Consider the following 15,674-nt stretch of genomic DNA (forward strand, 5'->3'; position numbering starts at 1 on the left):
CCGGGAGGTGGGGGGCGCGTGACCGCCCTCCGCCCCCGGTGGCCCCGCGCGACGACCGGCGGATACCGTTCACCACATGCCCGACTACCTCGACGACCTCCGCCTCGCCCACGTCCTCGCGGACGCCGCCGACGCCGCCACCATGGACCGCTTCAAGGCGCTCGACCTCAAGGTCGAGACCAAGCCGGACATGACCCCGGTCAGCGAGGCGGACAAGGCGGCGGAAGAACTGATCCGCGGCCAGCTCCAGCGCGCCCGCCCCCGTGACGCGATCCTCGGCGAGGAGTACGGCATCGAGGGCACCGGACCCCGCCGGTGGGTCGTCGACCCGATCGACGGCACCAAGAACTACGTCCGGGGCGTCCCCGTCTGGGCCACCCTCATCTCCCTGATGGAAGCGGGCGAGGGCGGTTTCCAGCCCGTCGTCGGTGTCGTCTCCGCTCCCGCCCTCGGCCGCCGCTGGTGGGCGGCGAAGGGCCACGGCGCGTTCTCCGGCCGCAGCCTCTCCGCCGCGAGCCGCCTCCAGGTCTCCCGCGTCTCCCGGATGAGCGACGCCTCCTTCGCGTACTCCTCGCTGAGCGGCTGGGAGGAGCAGGGCAGGCTGAACGGCTTCCTGGACCTCACCCGCGAGGTCTGGCGCACGCGCGCGTACGGCGACTTCTGGCCGTACATGATGGTCGCCGAGGGCTCCGTGGACATGTGTGCCGAGCCCGAGCTGTCCCTGTGGGACATGGCCGCCAACGCCATCGTCGTCACGGAGGCCGGCGGCACCTTCACCGGCCTCGACGGCCGACCGGGCCCGCACAGCGGCAACGCCGCCGCCTCCAACGGCCTGCTCCATGACGAGCTCCTGGGGTACCTGAACGAGCGCTGCTGAGCCTCACGCGCCCTCTTGTTGACCCCCTCTTTGCCTGCCACTCTGAAGACCCCGCCCCTTGTGAATTTGTGAAACGGTGAACAAGGTGAACTCAGAGCGGGGACCCCACAGGAGGTGGCTGCATCCATGCTCGTCCGCGACGCCATGAGCACCGTGGTCCTCACCATCGGCCCCACCCACACCCTTCGCCAGGCCGCCGCGCTGATGTCCGCCCGCCGGGTGGGCGCGGCCGTCGTCCACGACCCCGACGCCGGCGGCATCGGCATTCTCACCGAACGAGACGTCCTCAACTCCGTCGGCCTGGGTCAGGACCCGGACACGGAACACGCCCACGCCCACACCACCAACGACGTCGTCTTCGCGGCGCCGTCCTGGACCCTGGAGGGAGCGGCCCAGGCGATGGCGCACGGCGGCTTCCGCCATCTGATCGTCCTGGAGCACGACGAGCCCGTCGGGATCGTCTCGGTCCGCGACATCATCCGCTGCTGGGCGCCGCTGCGGCAGCAGGTCCCGGCCTGACGGACACGCGAACGGGCCGGACCCCCTTCCTCAGGGGTCCGGCCCGCTTCGACAAGCGATCCAGTGCTGGTGGGTGTATCAGCCGCGCAGGGCCTGGACCGCGGCCTCCAGCCGCTTGCCGAAGTCCTCGTCCGCGTTGCGGAAGTTGCCGATCGCCCGCTCGACGATGTCCTCGCGCGAGACCTTCGAGATGAAGCCCGCCAGGTTCTCGATCAGGCGCTCCTTCTCGTCGTCGGACATCAGCCGGTAGAGGTTGCCGGCCTGCACGAAGTCGTTGTCCTCGGCGTGCAGGGGCGTGGGGTGGTTGCCCGTGCCCCCGCTGAAGCCGTCGTAGGGCTGCCACAGCGGTCGGCCGGTCTGCGCCGGGCCGCCGAAGCTGTTCGGCTCGTAGTTCTTCGCACCGCCGTGGCGGCCGTCGTACAGGAGGCCGTCGCGGGAGTGGGTGCGCGCCTCGGTGGCGTGCGGGCGGTTCACCGGCAGGTGGTCGGCGTTGATGCCGACGCGGTAGCGGTGGGCGTCGCCGTAGGCGAAGAGGCGGCCCTGGAGCATCTTGTCCGGGGACGGGCCGATGCCGGGCACGAAGTGGGCGGGGCTGAAGATCGACTGCTCGACCTCGGCGAAGATGTTCTCCGGATTGCGGTTGAGCTCCAGCTTGCCGATCTCGATCGGCGGGTAGTCCGCGTGCGGCCACACCTTGGTGAGGTCGAACGGGTTGAAGCGGTACGTCGCCGCCTCGGCCGCCGGCATGATCTGCACCTGCACGGTCCAGCTCGGGAAGTCGCCGCGCTCGATGGCCTCGCGCAGATCGCGCTGGTGGGAGTCGGGGTCGTCGCCGGCGAGCCGGTTGGCCTCGGCCTGGGTGAGGTTCTTGATGCCCTGGTCGGTCTTGAAATGGTACTTGACCCAGAAGACCTCGCCGGCCTCGTTGTTCCACTGGTAGGTGTGCGAGCCGAAGCCGTCCATGTGGCGGTACGAGGCGGGGATGCCGCGGTCGCCGAAGAGCCAGGTCACCTGGTGCGTGGACTCCGGGCTCAGGCTCCAGAAGTCCCAGACGTTGTCCGCCTCGGTGGAACCCGTGTACGGGTCGCGCTTCTGGGTGTGGATGAAGTCCGGGAACTTGATGGCGTCCCGGATGAAGAACACCGGGGTGTTGTTGCCGACGAGGTCGTAGTTGCCCTCCTCGGTGTAGAACTTCAGCGCCCAGCCGCGCGGGTCACGGACGGCGTCCGCGGCACCGAGGTTGCCGGCCACGGTCGAGAACCGCAGGAACGTCTCGGTCCGCTTGCCGACCTCGGAGAGGAACTTGGCGCGCGTGTACCGCGTGACGTCGGCGGTCACCGTGAAGGTGCCGTAGGCACCGGCGCCGCGGGCGTGGACCACGCGCTCCGGGATGCGCTCACGGTTGAAGTGGGCCAGCTTCTCCAGGAGGAGCTGGTCCTGCACGAGCACGGGGCCACCGACGCCCGCGGTCTCGCTGTTCTGGTTGTCGGCCACCGGTGCTCCGGCCTCCGTAGTGAGCGGTCCCTGCGTCACGTCTGCCTCCTGCGCCATTCCTTGCCCTACCTGTCCCTTGGCCAAAGCCGTTCCCGATCCTATCCTAGACAATGTCTAAGTCAAATAAGGTTCCAAAGTCACACCTATTCGGGATCTGGTCCTCTTGCTGTTAGGCTGGTGGCCATGAGCGACCTTCTGGAACGGCTGCGCGGACGTGGATGGCGGATGACCGCGCAGCGGCGCGTCGTGGCCGAGGTCCTCGACGGCGAACACGTCCATCTGACGGCCGACGAGGTTCACTCCAGGGCTGTCGCCAAGCTGCCCGAGATCTCTCGCGCGACCGTCTACAACACCCTGGGCGAGCTGGTCACCCTCGGTGAGGTGATCGAGGTCGCCACGGACAAGCGCGCCAAGCGGTACGACCCGAACGCGCACCGTCCGCACCACCACCTGGTCTGCGCCCAGTGCGGCGCGATCCGGGACGTCCACCCGACCGGCAACCCGCTCGCCGATCTGCCCTCTTCGGAGCGCTTCGGCTTCACGGTCTCCGACGTCGAGGTGACGTACCGCGGCCTCTGCCCTGACTGCGCGGCGGTCGCGTAACCAGACGCCCGCGAGGAACCCCGGCACCGTGCGAACGGTGCCGGGGTTTTTTCGGCTGCCGCCGGACTGCACCAGCCGGGCAACACCGAGGGCCGGAACCCTGATGGGTTCCGGCCCTCGGTCTTCAGTAGCGGGGACAGGATTTGAACCTGCGACCTCTGGGTTATGAGCCCAGCGAGCTACCGAGCTGCTCCACCCCGCGTCGGTGAATGCAACGTTACGTCAAGGACGCGGACAGAAGCAAATCGCTTTACGCGGGCGCGGGCCCGGAAGATCTCCAAAGCCGCGCTACGCCGACAGTTCCTCCCGCAAGGCGTCCCGCAACCGGGCCGCCCGCTGCGCGACCTCCCGCGGCCCCAGGGCCACCGCCCGGTCGGCCCACCGCTGCCCCTCCGCCAGCTCACCGCGACGCGCGTAGACCAGGGCGAGCCGCAACGCCGCCCGACCGTGCCCGGCGTCCGCGGCCCGGGTCCACCACACGGCGGCCTCCGGCTCACTCCCCTCCCGGGCGAGCAGCAGCCCGAGGTTGAAGGCCCCGTTGCGGGAACCGGCCTCCGCGGCCTCCCGGTACCACCGGGCCGCCTCCACGACATCGCCCCGCGCGGCGGCCAGCATGCCCACCCGCACCTGCGCCTTCCGGTGCCCCTGCCCGGCGGCCCGCTCGTACCACTCCTCGCACTCGCTCTTCTCGTGCACGGACTCCCCGAGCTCATGCGCGGGCGCCGGCGGGCGCCGGGCGTCGAGCACGGTGGCCAGCCGGTACGCGGCCTCCGCGCTGCCGCCGCCCGCGGCCCACCGAAGATGCCGCTCGGCCCCGCTCTCGTCCCCGTCCCGCAGCCGGGCGATACCGGCCTGGAGCGCCGCCTCCGTGTGACCGGCGGCGGCGGCCCGCTCGTACCACCGCAAGGCGACGCCGTCCTCACCCCGCCCGGCGAAGAGGATCCCCAGGTTGAAGGCGGCGTCCACGCTGCCCGCCTCCGCGGCCTTGGAGAACCACGGTTCGGCGCCGGCGGTGTCCCCGCCCTGGAGCAGCAGGATCGCGAGCGCGTTGGCCGCCTCCCGGTGCCCGGCGTACGCCGCGCGCCGGTACCACTGCTCGGCCTGCACGGTCCGCCCCTGCTCGGCGCAGAGCAGCCCGAGGTTGTACGCGCCGTTCACATCACCGGCGTCCATCGCGGCCCGGTACCACCGCTCGGCGGTCTGGGTCTCGCCCCGCTCGGCATGCAGCGCGCCGAGCGCGTTCGCGGCGTTGCCGTCGCCCTCCTGAGCGGCCCTTAGCCACCACACGGCGGCGCTCTCGGGGTCCCCCGCGTCACGCAGCAGGAACCCGAGCGCGCACGCGGCCCGCGCCTCGCCGTCCTTGGCGGACGTCAGGTACCAGCGCCCGGCCTCCCGCAGCTCACCGCGCCGCTCCAGGATCGCGCCGAGATGCAGCGCGGCCCGCCGGTGTCCGCGCGCGGCGGCCTGGCGGTACCACTGCTCGGCCTCCGCCGCGGCGGACGCCACGCCCGCGGTGGGGTCCGCCCCGACACCGTTGTCGCCGTCGCTCTCCCCGGCGCCCCGCCGGTCCAGCGCTCGCGCCAGGCGGTACGCGGCCTCCCGGTGCCCCCGCTCGGCCGCCGCCCGCATCCACCGCTCGGCGTCGGCGTCACCGCGGTGCTCCAGCAGATCGGCGAGCGCGTACGCGCCCAGCGCGTGCCCCTGCTCGGCGGACTGCCGCAGCCAGTACTCGGCGGCCGGCTCGTCCCCGCGCTCACGGTGATGGCGGCCCAACGCGTGCGCGGCCGCGGCCGATCCGGCGACGGCGGCCACCCGCCACCACCCCGCGGCCTCCTCGGCGTACCCGCGCTGATGAAGGAGGACTCCCAGGTTGTTGGCGGCGGCGCGGTCCCCCGCGGCGGTGGCGGCACGCAACTGGGGCTCGGCCGCGTCGAGATCACCGCGGCGCAGCAGCAAGGCACCGAGGACGCTCATCGCCTCGGCGTCGCCGGTCTCCGCCGCGAGCCGCAGTCGCAGTTCCTCGGCGGCCTCACCGGCTTCGTCCCGGTCGGAAGACTGCACAAAACGCCCTGTCTCCAACAGAGTTGCCTTGTCCCCCATAACGTCCATCGTCGCACCACCTGCAACCTGGGTACACCTCGTATACCGCAGCCAGTGAGGTCACTTCAGCGTTTTGTCGACATGCCCACAGAGAGACAAGTCAAACACAGATGGGCCAACTCCCCACCGCGGCACGGCCGTCCCCACCCCTCGGCACATGCGTTCGCACATCACGAAGGCCCGGATCCCTGTGAGGATCCGGGCCTTCGCCATCAGTAGCGGGGACAGGATTTGAACCTGCGACCTCTGGGTTATGAGCCCAGCGAGCTACCGAGCTGCTCCACCCCGCGCCGTTGTTCTGCAACAGTATCACGGCGCGGGATGGGCTTGATCAGCTGCTGTCCGGGCTGGGGCTGGGGCTGGGACTCGCGTCCCCGCCGTCGCCGGACTCGCCGGCCTGGGCCTCCTCGGCCCGCCGCAGCGCTTCCTCCAGTGCTTCCTGTGCCCGGCCGTACGCCTCCCAGTCGCCGTCCTTCAGCGCCTGCTGGCCGTCCTCGAAGGCCTTCTGGGCGTCGTTCAGCGCCTCTTGGACCGTCGGGTCCTCGCTCGTCGGCGGTGGCGTCGGCTTGCTGGGGTCACCGTCGTCCTCCGGTGGCTCCGACGGTTCCGGACTCGTACCCTTCGATCCGAAGATCTTGTTGAGCGCCTCTTCGAGGGTGTCCTCGAAGGCCGTACTGCCGCCGTAGGTCACCAACACCTTGCGCAGCAGCGGGTACTTGAGCCCGCCGCCGCGAACGTAGACGGGTTCGACGTAGAGGAGTCCGCCGTCCAGTGGCACCGCGAGCAGGTTGCCGTACTCGACGTTCGAGTCGCCTCTGCTGAGGAGGCTGATCGTCTCGGCGATGTCCTGTTCGGAGTTGAACTGGCTCTGGACCTGTTTGGGCCCGTTGACGGTGGTGTTCGTCGGCAGTTTCAGGATTCTGATCTTGCCGTAGTCGCTGGTGCCCGCTTCCGCGTCGACCGCCATGAACGCGCTGAGGTTGTCACGGCCGTTCGGGGTGAACGTCGTCGTCAGCGAGAACGCCTGGGACTTCTGGTCCGGCATCTTCATGCTCAGGTAGTACGGCGGCACCGCGTTGCCCGACTTGTTGGTCGGGTCGTCCGGCACCTGCCACACCTCGCTGCCGCTGAGGAACGTCGTCGCGTCGTCCACGTGGTAGCGGCTGAGCAGCTCGCGCTGGACCTTGAACAGGTCCTGCGGGTACCGCAGATGGGCCATCAGGGCGGGCGAGATGTCGCTCTTGGGCTCCACCGTGTCCGGGAAGGCCTTCATCCAGGTCTTCAGGACCGGATCCTGGGTGTCCCACTGGTAGAGCTTGACCTCGCCGCTGTAGGCGTCGACGGTCGCCTTCACCGAGTTGCGGATGTAGTTGACCTGGTTCTGCTGGGCCACCACCGCGCGGGAGTCGTTCGTCGCGGTCAGCGAGTCGGCCGTCGTGTCACCGAGGGTCGTCCGGGACGCGTACGGATAGCCGTTGGTGGTCGTGTAGGCGTCGACGATCCACTGGATCTCGCCGTCCACGACCGCCGGGTAGGCGTCGCCGTCGATGGTCAGCCAGGGCGCGACCGCCTCGACGCGCTCCTTGGGTGTGCGGTTGTACAGGATCCGCGAACCCTCGCCGATCGCCCCGGAGTACATGATCTGCGGCTCGCTGAACGCCACCGCGTAGGCGGCGCGGTTGACCGGGTTGGAGAGGTTGACCCCGCTGTTGCCCTCGTAGCTGTAGGTCTTCTCACCGGTGTCGTCGGAGTAGTCGATCTCCTTCTGGGGACCGCCGACGATCGAGTACGTCGAGGTCTTCTCGCCGTAGTAGATCCGCTGCTGGTACTTGCCGAGATCGCCCTTGGAGGGCAGGTCGGACTCGGTGAAGACCGGGCGGCCCTGGGAGTCGGCGCTGGTCCCCTCCGCGGCGACCGCGCCGTACCCGTGGGTGTAGCGGAAGTGGTCGTTGATCCAGTTGTTCTTCGGAATGCCGCTGAGGTTCAGCTCACGCAGACCGATGACCGTGTCCTGGTCCTTGCCGTCCTTGCTGTACCGGTCGACGTCCAGGTTGGTCGGGAAGCCGTAGTAGTTCCGGATCTGCTGGAGCTGCTGGAACGTCGGCGAGACGATGTTCGGGTCCATGATGCGGATGCTCGCGGCCTTGTCGACATCGTCCCGCAGCTGGGCCTTGTCGTCGGTGCTGCTCTGCCCCGAGTACTCGGTGACCTTGGCGTCGTCGATGCCGTACGCCTCACGCGTCGCCTGGAGGTTCTTCTCCACGTACGGCGCTTCCTTGGCCTGCTCGTTCGGCTGGACCTGGAACTTCTGGACGATCGCCGGGTACAGGCCGCCGATGAGGATCGCCGAGAGCACCATGAGGCCGAAGCCGATGACGGGCAGCTGCCAGGTGCGCCGCCACAGGGTGGCGAAGAACAGCAGGGCGCAGATGACCGCGATGCAGAACAGGATCGTCTTGGCCGGCAGATAGGCGTTGGCGTCGACGTACCGCAGACCGGTCCAGCTGTCGGTCGCCTTGAAGTCGCTGGACTTCACGGCCAGGCCGTACCGGTCGAGCCAGTAGGCGACCGCCTTCAGCGCGACGAAGATGCCGAGCAGCACCGACAGATGCCCCGTGGCCGCCGCGGTGGCCCGCGCGCCGGGGCTGGTGATGCGCAGCCCGCCGTACAGGTAGTGGGTGAGCGCGGCGGCGATCAGGGACAGGATCGCGGCGGCGAAACCGAAGCCGAGCAGGAACCGGTACCAGGGCAGGTCGAAGGCGTAGAAGGAGACGTCCAGATCGAACTGGGGGTCCTTCTGCCCGAACGAGACGCCGTTGACCCACATCAGCCAGGTCCGCCACTGACCGGAGGCGGAGGCGCCGGCGATCAGCCCGACCAGCGCGGTGATCGCGAGCAGCAGCCACTTCTTGTAGGGCGCGATGCCCATGCGGTAGCGGTCGAGGCTCTGCTGCTCCATCGACATGGCGCTCAGCGGCGGGCGCAGCCGGTGCGCCAGCCAGATGTTGAGGCCCACCGAGAGGGCCATCAGCAGGCCGAAGACGAAGAACAGACCGATCTTCGTCGACAGGGTGGTCGTGAAGACGGACGAATAGTTCACCGACCGGTACCACAGCCAGTCCGTCCAGAAGCCCGCGAACATGGTGAACGCCATGCCGAGTACGGCAAGGACGCCCAGCGTCATGAGCAGGGTCCGGACACGCCGGGACGGGCGGCCCACTCTGATCCGTGGCCCCGTCGGGCCTCCGCCGCGGTCCGGCATCTGGAAAGCCAAGGTGCGCACCTCGAAGTTCGCTGTTGATCCGTCAGGCCCGCGTCTCGTGGAGCCCTCCGGGGGGCCTCGTGATCGTAGGCCCACACCTATGCAACTTACTCACGCTTTACTCGGTTCCCGATTCCGGGTGGGAACGAGGCAGGATTGTGACCATGTCCAACACTCCCATGGCGGCGAGCCCGCTCACCCGGGCCGTACTCGAGATCGACGAGTACGCCTCCGGCCTCGGCTGGGACCAGCCCGCCCGCCTGTTCGCCCTCGTAGACACCGCACGGCTGCGGGCCCAGGAACCCGGCCTCGCCCGCCAGCTCGGCCTGGAGGACGAGCAGGAGACCTCCGGCCTGACCCCCATCGAGCAGGACGAGGTTCCCACCGGCAAGCCGCTCGACGAATTCCTCGGCACCATCGCCTGGCCCGACGCGGTGACCGGCTGCGCGCTCACCGTGGAGCGGCTGATGCTGCCGCCGTCCGCGGAGGCCCAGGTGCCGCAGGACCTGAGCGGGGCCGCGCTGACCAAGTGGGTGGCGAACCACCCCGAGCGGCAGGAGGTCCGGATGACGGTCGCCGTGCTGCGCGACGGCACCCGCGAGTCGGCCCTGCGGCTGCGCGAGAAGGACACCCCGACGGAGGTCCTGACGGGCAAGGACCTGGTGCCGGGTCTGGCGGAGGCGCTGACGGCGACGTTCGAGGACTGACGTTCCCGGGGTCCTGGCTCGCGCCGCACTTCGGGACTGAGGGCCGGGGTCCTAGCTCGCGCCGCACGTCGGCAGGTCGGCGGTGTCGCCGGCGCGGATGTCCTTCAGGGCGCCGAGCGCGTCGTCCATGGTGCCGACCTTGACCAGGGTGAGCCCGTCGGGGATGTCCTGGGCGGCGGCCGCGCAGTTGTCGGCCGGGGTGAGGAAGTACTGGGCGCCCTTGTCGCGGGCGCCGACGGTCTTCATCTCGATGCCGCCGATGGGGCCGACCTTGCCGTCGTCGTCGATGGTGCCGGTGCCGGCCACGAAGGAGCCGCCGGTGAGGCTGCCCGGGGTGAGCTTGTCGTAGATGCCGAGCGCGAACATCAGACCCGCGCTCGGCCCGCCCACGTCGGCGAGCTTGATGTCGATGCTGAACGGGAAGGTGTGGTCCGTCCCGGCGGAGATCCCGACGATGGCGCGCTTCTCGCCGCCGTCGTCGGCGGTCGTGGTGGTGATCGTGACCTTCTCCGTCCTGGCCGTCGCCCGCTGCTCCTTCTCGGCCTCGGCCTGTTCCTTCGCGGGCACGATCGTGAAGTCGACGTCCTCGCCGGGCTGGTGCCTGGTCACCAGTTCGGCGACGTCGGCCGGCTCGCGCACGGCCGTGCCGTCGACGGCCTTGATCACATCGCCGGCGTGCAGCTTGCCCTCGGCCGGTGAGTCCTTGACGACCGTGGAGACGATCACCCAGGACTGCACGGGGATGTCCAGCGCCTCCAGCGCGGCGACCTTCGCGCTCTCCTGGGACTGGCTGAACTCCTCGGCGTTCTCCTGGGTGGACTCCTCCTCCGTCTTGCCGTCGGGGTAGAGGGTTTCGTGCGGCACGACCTTGTTGTCGTGCGCGAGCCAGCCGTAGACGGCCTCGACGAGGTTCATCCGGTAGTCGGCGCTGGTGACCCGGACGGTGGTCATGTTCAGGTGCCCGCCGGCGGCGTACGTCTTGCGGCCCGAGATCTGCAGCACCGGCTCGCCGCCGTGGTCCCCCAGGGTGTTCACCGTCGGCCCCGGGGACATCTCCGAGTACGGCACGGGGATGAACACTCCCGCGCACAAAAGCGCGATCAGCATCAGGGTGGAGGCGAGCATCGTCGCGGTGCGGCGTGGCATGCCTCGACAGTACGTGACACCCCTGTCGGCGTCCCGTCAGGGCTGAGTCTTCTCCATGGCCGCACGGAACCGGGCATATCCGTCCAGCTCAGGACCGTCGCTACGGGCCTTTCGCGTCCGGTGGGCCCAACTGCCCCACAGACCGGCGCCGATCGCAGCGACAAGCGGAATCAGCAACCAGGCGAGCGCCGCCATGCCGTCCTCCCAACCCCATTGAGCGACCGCAACTGACTGATCAGCAGATTAACCATCCGCACTGACAACGCTCGGGGCAGGGGTGCGGTTACGCAACCGGAGAGGCGGGCGGGGCACGGCTCAACAGGCGCCGACCCACTCCTCGGTGCCGTCGGAGAACTTCTGGTGCTTCCAGATGGGCACTTCGTGCTTGAGATCGTCGATCAGCTTCCGGCAGGCCTCGAAGGCCTCCCCGCGATGGGGACAGGAGACGGCGACGACGACGGCCAGATCCCCGACCTGGAGATCCCCGATCCGGTGCACGGCGGCGAGCGCCCGCACCGGGTACGCACCGGCCACCTTCTCGGCGATCCGCCGCATCTCGCTCTCGGCACTGGGATGACAGGAGTACCCCAGCTCATCGACGTCGGCACCCCCGTCGTGGTTGCGCACGGTCCCGACGAACAGGGCGGTCCCCCCGGCGGCGTCGTCCCCGACGGCCCGGAAGACCTCGTCGAGCGAGAGCGCGGTCTCCCGGACGGCGATCAACTTGATGGGGTCCTGCCCGGTCAGCTCGCCGGGGTGGTCGTTCATGGGTGCCATGCCCCCATCGTGCCCCACCCGGAGGAACCCGCGGAATACCGAAATCACCCGGCACACACGCGTGCGGCTTTGGAGCCTCCTACAGACGGCGGCTGCCGCCGGGCCCCGCCATGACGGCAGCGGGCGCCCCGTCAGATCCGCCGCCGGGCCTTCCGTGCCCGCCGCACCACCGCGGCCGCGCCCAGCAGGGCCACCGTCGCCCCGGCCGCCCCCGCGGCCGTCGCGTCCTTGCGGCCGAGCCGCCGCCCGGCCACCGTGTGCCGCCCGGCGACCTCCTCCAGCAGCTCGGCCAGCACCTCCTCGTTCGTCCACTGGGGCCGCCATCCGGCGGCGTGCAGCCGGCTCCCGCTCACCACCCAGGGATACATGGTGTACGCGAGGTCCCCGGCCGGCGAGGGCGTCAGGCCGATCCGGTGCAGGCGGGCCGCCGCCCCGAGCGCGACCGCGGACGGCAGCTCCATCCGCCGGATCCCGCTGAGCTCCTCGACCTCCTCCTGCTCCAGCCATCCGTCGCACCCGACGGCGAGCTCTCCGTCGACCCTCTCCAGGACGGCGTACTCCAGCGCGCTGCACAGGTCCTCGACATGGCAGAACTGCCAGGCCGGCCGCGACCCGGCCACTACCAGCAGCCGCGGCGACTCGAAGTACCTGGTCAGCGCCGTGTCCGTGCCGCCGACGAGGATGGCGGGCCGCACCACGGTCACGTTCAGCCCCGGATGCGCCCTGGGCGCCCGCCGGGCGAGCCGCTCGACCTCCAGCAGATCGCCGACGCCGGTCGCCTCCGCGGTCGCCCGCAGCTCCGCGTCCTCGGCCAGCGGCAGCTCGTTGTCGGGAAGGGCGCCGTAGACCATCGCGGAGGTGCACAGGACGACCCGGTGCACCCCGGCGGCCGCGGCGGCGGTCAGCACGGTCTGTGTCCCCCGGACGTTGTAGGCCGTCCGGGCGGCTCCGTCGGTCTCCAGATCGAGATCGAGCGCGAGATGGACGACCACGTCGGCGCCGCGCAGCTTCTCCGCGATGGCCGGGTCCCGCACGTCCAGGATGTGCCACAGCGCGTCCGCGCACTCGCCGCGCCGCTCGTCGATGGCGATGACCTGCTTGATCTCCTCGGACGCGGCCAGCCGCTCGGTGAGCAGCGCTCCTACGCCGGACGCGGCACCGGTGACCGCCACGACGGGGCCACGCGCCGCGGGACTGGTTGACTGGTTTCGCGCTGCGCGAACCTGCGGATCAGGGGAACTCACCGGGCGTCTCCAGCGGTTGTCTTCAGTACGGACGCGCGTGACGCGTACGTACCAGGTGGCATCCATCCTGCCGCAGGCCGAGAGTCGGCGAAGCACCGAGGCCCTATCCGCCCGTGGTGTCTACGCTGGGTGGTGTTATCGGGCAGTCGTGCCGTCGGAGCAGAACCGGCGGCCTTACCAGCCGAGGAATCCCGTGAGTGACACCCCATTCGGATTCGGCCTTCCGCCGGAGGAGCCGGACGACGGCGACGAGGGCAAGAAGAAGGACCAGGAGAGCGGTGGTGGTCAGGGACCTGCCAACCCGTTCGGTTTCGGCGGCCTGCCCGGTGGCGGGGGCTTCGGCGGCCCGGGCGGTCCAGGTGCCGACAACCCGTTCGCTGCCATGTTCGGCTCGCTGAACCCCACCGACCTGGGCGCCGCGTTCCAGCAGCTCGGCCAGATGCTCTCGTACGAGGGCGGTCCGGTGAACTGGGACATGGCCAAGCAGATCGCCCGCCAGACGGTCTCCCAGGGCACGTCGGACGGCACCAAGGACGCGAGTGTCGGCCCCGCCGACCGCACCGCCGTCCAGGAGGCCGTCCGCCTCGCCGACCTGTGGCTCGACGACGCGACGTCGCTGCCCTCCGGCGCGGGCTCCGCGGTGGCGTGGTCCCGCGCGGAGTGGGTCGAGGCGACGCTGCCGGCCTGGAAGGAGCTCGTGGACCCGGTCGCCGAGCGCGTCGGCACCGCCATGGGCGATGTCCTGCCGGAGGAGATGCAGGCCATGGCGGGCCCGCTGATCGGCATGATGCGGTCCATGGGCGGCGCCATGTTCGGCACGCAGATCGGGCAGGCCGTCGGCGTGCTCGCGGGCGAGGTCGTCGGCTCCACCGACATCGGCCTGCCGCTCGGCCCGGCCGGCAAGGCCGCGCTGCTGCCGGTCAACATCGACGCCTTCGGCAAGGACCTGGGCGTGCCGAAGGAGGAGGTGCGGCTGTATCTCGCCCTGCGCGAGGCCGCCCACCAGCGCCTGTTCACCCATGTGCCGTGGCTGCGCTCGCACCTGTTCGGTGCCGTCGACGGCTACGCGCGCGGGATCAAGGTCGACACCGCCAAGCTGGAGGACGTGGTCGGCCAGTTCGACCCGCAGAACCCCGAGCAGCTTCAGGACGCCCTCCAGCAGGGCATGTTCCAGCCGGAGGACACGCCCGAGCAGAAGGCCGCCCTGGCCCGTCTGGAGACTGCTCTGGCACTGGTCGAGGGCTGGGTGGACGCGGTGGTGCACGCGGCCGCGAAGCCGCGTCTGTCCTCCGCGGACGCGCTGCGCGAGACCCTGCGCCGCCGCCGCGCCTCGGGTGGCCCGGCCGAGCAGACGTTCGCCACCCTGATCGGCCTGGAGCTGCGTCCGCGTCGGCTGCGCGACGCCTCGCGTCTGTGGGCGTCGCTGACGGACGCGCGCGGGGTGGACGGCCGGGACGCCCTGTGGTCCCACCCGGACATGCTGCCGACGGCCACCGACCTGGACGACCCGGACGGCTTCGTCCACCGCGAGCAGCTGGACTTCTCCGAGCTGGACAAGATGCTCGGCGAGGCGGCTGACGGCTCCCCCGGGAAGCCGGAGAAGGACAAGGACGACGACTCCGAGTGACACTGCACGCCGACGCGGTCCAGGTACTGAAGACCTACGCGGACCAGCAGGATCTGCGCCAGGTCTACCTGGACCATCTGGACCGTCATTCCGACGGAATGTGGAAGGACTGCAAGGACGGGCACATCACGGCGAGCGCCCTGGTGATCGACCCCGAGCGCGAGCGCGTCCTGCTCACGCTCCACCGGAAGCTGCGCATGTGGCTGCAGATGGGCGGTCACTGCGAGCGGGCCGACGACACGCTCTCGGGGGCCGCCCTCCGGGAGGCCACGGAGGAGTCGGGCATCCCCTCGCTGCGCCTGCTGCGGAGCACCCCGGTCCGCCTGGACCGGCACCGGACGCCCTGTGCGTGGCACCTGGACGTGCAGTACGCCGCCATAGCCCCGGGCGGAGCGGTGGAGGCGATCAGCGACGAGTCGCTCGACCTGCGCTGGTTCGCCTACGACGAGGTGGCGGACGTGGCGGACGACTCCGTCGTACGGCTGCTCGAGGCAACCCGCGCCGGGCTGTGAAACCGTAAGGGGTGACCGCCCTCGCGGTCACCCCTTGGCCCGGCTCAGCTCCAGACGTTGCCCTGGTTCTGGCCGCGGGCGCCCTGCTGGCCCATGCCGTACTGGGCGGCGACGCCCGAACCGAGCTGGGCGTTCTGCGGCGGCAGCAGCTCGCTGGGCTGCACGAGCGCGTAGCCGCTGCCCATGAAGCTCAGCTCCCAGCCCTCGCCGGTGTTGCCGCGGCGCCGCCACACCCCGGAGGAGTGCGTCTGGGCCTGCATCTGGACGCGCAGGCTGGTGGACCAGGCGACGATGGCGTCGGCGTCGCAGTTGACGTACTTGTCCGGCGTGACCTGCAGCATCAGCGGCATGCCCGAGGTCATCAGGGCGACCTTGCCACGGCCGGTGATGTTGAGCTGGTACTTCCCGGAGCCGGAGATGCCGTAGAGGCTGTCCACCGCGATGACCTCGTGGTGCAGCGAGGAGTCCATCGCCAGCACATAGCTGCTGTCGACGGTCAGCCCGTCCTGGTCGACGTCCATCAGGTGGATGTGCTGCTTGAGGTTGGCGAGAAAGACCGTGCCCTGCCCGTGGCAGCGCATCAGGTCCAGGCCCTCACCGGTGTGGGCCCGCGAGCGTCCCTGATCGTTGCTCTGGTACTCGGCGTCGAACTCGATCAGGCCCTGGTAGGCGACCATGGTGCCCTTGCGGGCGAGGATGTCGTCGTGACCCTCCAGGGTGAGCCGGAGCATCTGCTTGTTCTGCAGGCTCCAGCGCTCCTGGGTCTGCTGGTCGTTATGGGCGAAAAGCGGACTCTGCATGGTGTG

The 15,674-nt window shown here is 70.2% G+C and carries 13 protein-coding genes and 2 tRNA genes; 6 read left to right on the plus strand and 9 right to left on the minus strand.

Going from position 1 to position 15,674, the window contains the following annotated elements:
- Positions 1-76: 76 nt before the first annotated feature.
- Together hisN and ACWD11_RS00525 are read left to right on the plus strand one after the other, a co-directional pair.
- Complete coding sequence (gene hisN / locus ACWD11_RS00520; RefSeq protein WP_389415027.1) at positions 77-877, plus strand: histidinol-phosphatase; 801 nt, start codon at positions 77-79, stop codon at positions 875-877.
- Positions 878-1,003: 126 nt separating this feature from the next.
- Positions 1,004-1,396, plus strand: a complete 393-nt coding sequence (locus tag ACWD11_RS00525; protein WP_389415028.1) for a CBS domain-containing protein — start codon at positions 1,004-1,006, stop codon at positions 1,394-1,396.
- 78 nt (positions 1,397-1,474) lie between these two features.
- Here ACWD11_RS00525 and ACWD11_RS00530 read toward each other — a convergent pair whose 3' ends face one another.
- Complete coding sequence (locus tag ACWD11_RS00530) at positions 1,475-2,929, minus strand: catalase (RefSeq protein ID WP_451280430.1); 1,455 nt, start codon at positions 2,927-2,929, stop codon at positions 1,475-1,477.
- Positions 2,930-3,073: 144 nt separating this feature from the next.
- Between ACWD11_RS00530 and ACWD11_RS00535 the strand changes: the two genes are divergently transcribed.
- A complete protein-coding gene (locus tag ACWD11_RS00535; protein WP_389415030.1) occupies positions 3,074-3,493 on the plus strand; it encodes a Fur family transcriptional regulator in 420 nt (139 codons plus the stop codon).
- Between the two features lie 128 nt (positions 3,494-3,621).
- Here the strand turns inward: ACWD11_RS00535 and ACWD11_RS00540 are convergent.
- From ACWD11_RS00540 to ACWD11_RS00555, 4 genes are all read right to left on the minus strand, one after another.
- Positions 3,622-3,695, minus strand: a tRNA-Met gene (locus ACWD11_RS00540).
- A gap of 86 nt (positions 3,696-3,781) precedes the next feature.
- Entirely contained in the window at positions 3,782-5,602 is a 1,821-nt protein-coding gene (locus ACWD11_RS00545; RefSeq protein WP_389415031.1) for a tetratricopeptide repeat protein, read from the minus strand.
- Positions 5,603-5,809: 207 nt separating this feature from the next.
- Positions 5,810-5,883, minus strand: a tRNA-Met gene (locus ACWD11_RS00550).
- Positions 5,884-5,924: 41 nt separating this feature from the next.
- Positions 5,925-8,876, minus strand: coding sequence for a UPF0182 family membrane protein (locus tag ACWD11_RS00555; protein ID WP_451280433.1), 2,952 nt, complete (start codon positions 8,874-8,876; stop codon positions 5,925-5,927).
- Positions 8,877-9,019: 143 nt separating this feature from the next.
- Between ACWD11_RS00555 and ACWD11_RS00560 the strand changes: the two genes are divergently transcribed.
- A complete protein-coding gene (locus tag ACWD11_RS00560; RefSeq protein WP_389415033.1) occupies positions 9,020-9,562 on the plus strand; it encodes a PPA1309 family protein in 543 nt (180 codons plus the stop codon).
- A 51-nt stretch (positions 9,563-9,613) separates the two neighbouring features.
- Here ACWD11_RS00560 and ACWD11_RS00565 read toward each other — a convergent pair whose 3' ends face one another.
- From ACWD11_RS00565 to ACWD11_RS00575, 3 genes are all read right to left on the minus strand, one after another.
- Positions 9,614-10,708 carry a YlbL family protein gene (locus tag ACWD11_RS00565; RefSeq protein WP_389415034.1) on the minus strand — a complete coding sequence of 365 codons (1,095 nt, stop codon included), beginning with the start codon at positions 10,706-10,708 and terminating at the stop codon, positions 9,614-9,616.
- Positions 10,709-11,023: 315 nt separating this feature from the next.
- Complete coding sequence (locus ACWD11_RS00570) at positions 11,024-11,485, minus strand: molybdenum cofactor biosynthesis protein MoaE (protein ID WP_389415035.1); 462 nt, start codon at positions 11,483-11,485, stop codon at positions 11,024-11,026.
- Positions 11,486-11,616: 131 nt separating this feature from the next.
- Complete coding sequence (locus ACWD11_RS00575; RefSeq protein ID WP_389415036.1) at positions 11,617-12,729, minus strand: SDR family oxidoreductase; 1,113 nt, start codon at positions 12,727-12,729, stop codon at positions 11,617-11,619.
- Positions 12,730-12,922: 193 nt separating this feature from the next.
- On the opposite strand from ACWD11_RS00575, the gene ACWD11_RS00580 reads away from it, so the two are divergent.
- Together ACWD11_RS00580 and ACWD11_RS00585 are read left to right on the plus strand one after the other, a co-directional pair.
- Positions 12,923-14,356: a zinc-dependent metalloprotease gene (locus ACWD11_RS00580; protein WP_389415037.1), complete on the plus strand. Its 1,434-nt coding sequence runs from the start codon at positions 12,923-12,925 to the stop codon at positions 14,354-14,356.
- A complete protein-coding gene (locus ACWD11_RS00585) occupies positions 14,353-14,868 on the plus strand; it encodes an NUDIX hydrolase (RefSeq protein WP_389415038.1) in 516 nt (171 codons plus the stop codon). Before ACWD11_RS00580 ends, ACWD11_RS00585 begins: the two co-directional genes overlap by 4 nt.
- A gap of 44 nt (positions 14,869-14,912) precedes the next feature.
- Here ACWD11_RS00585 and ACWD11_RS00590 read toward each other — a convergent pair whose 3' ends face one another.
- A complete protein-coding gene (locus ACWD11_RS00590; RefSeq protein WP_389415039.1) occupies positions 14,913-15,668 on the minus strand; it encodes an AIM24 family protein in 756 nt (251 codons plus the stop codon).
- Between the last annotated feature and the right edge of the window lie 6 nt (positions 15,669-15,674).

Source organism: Streptomyces sp. NPDC002776, from assembly GCF_053592195.1.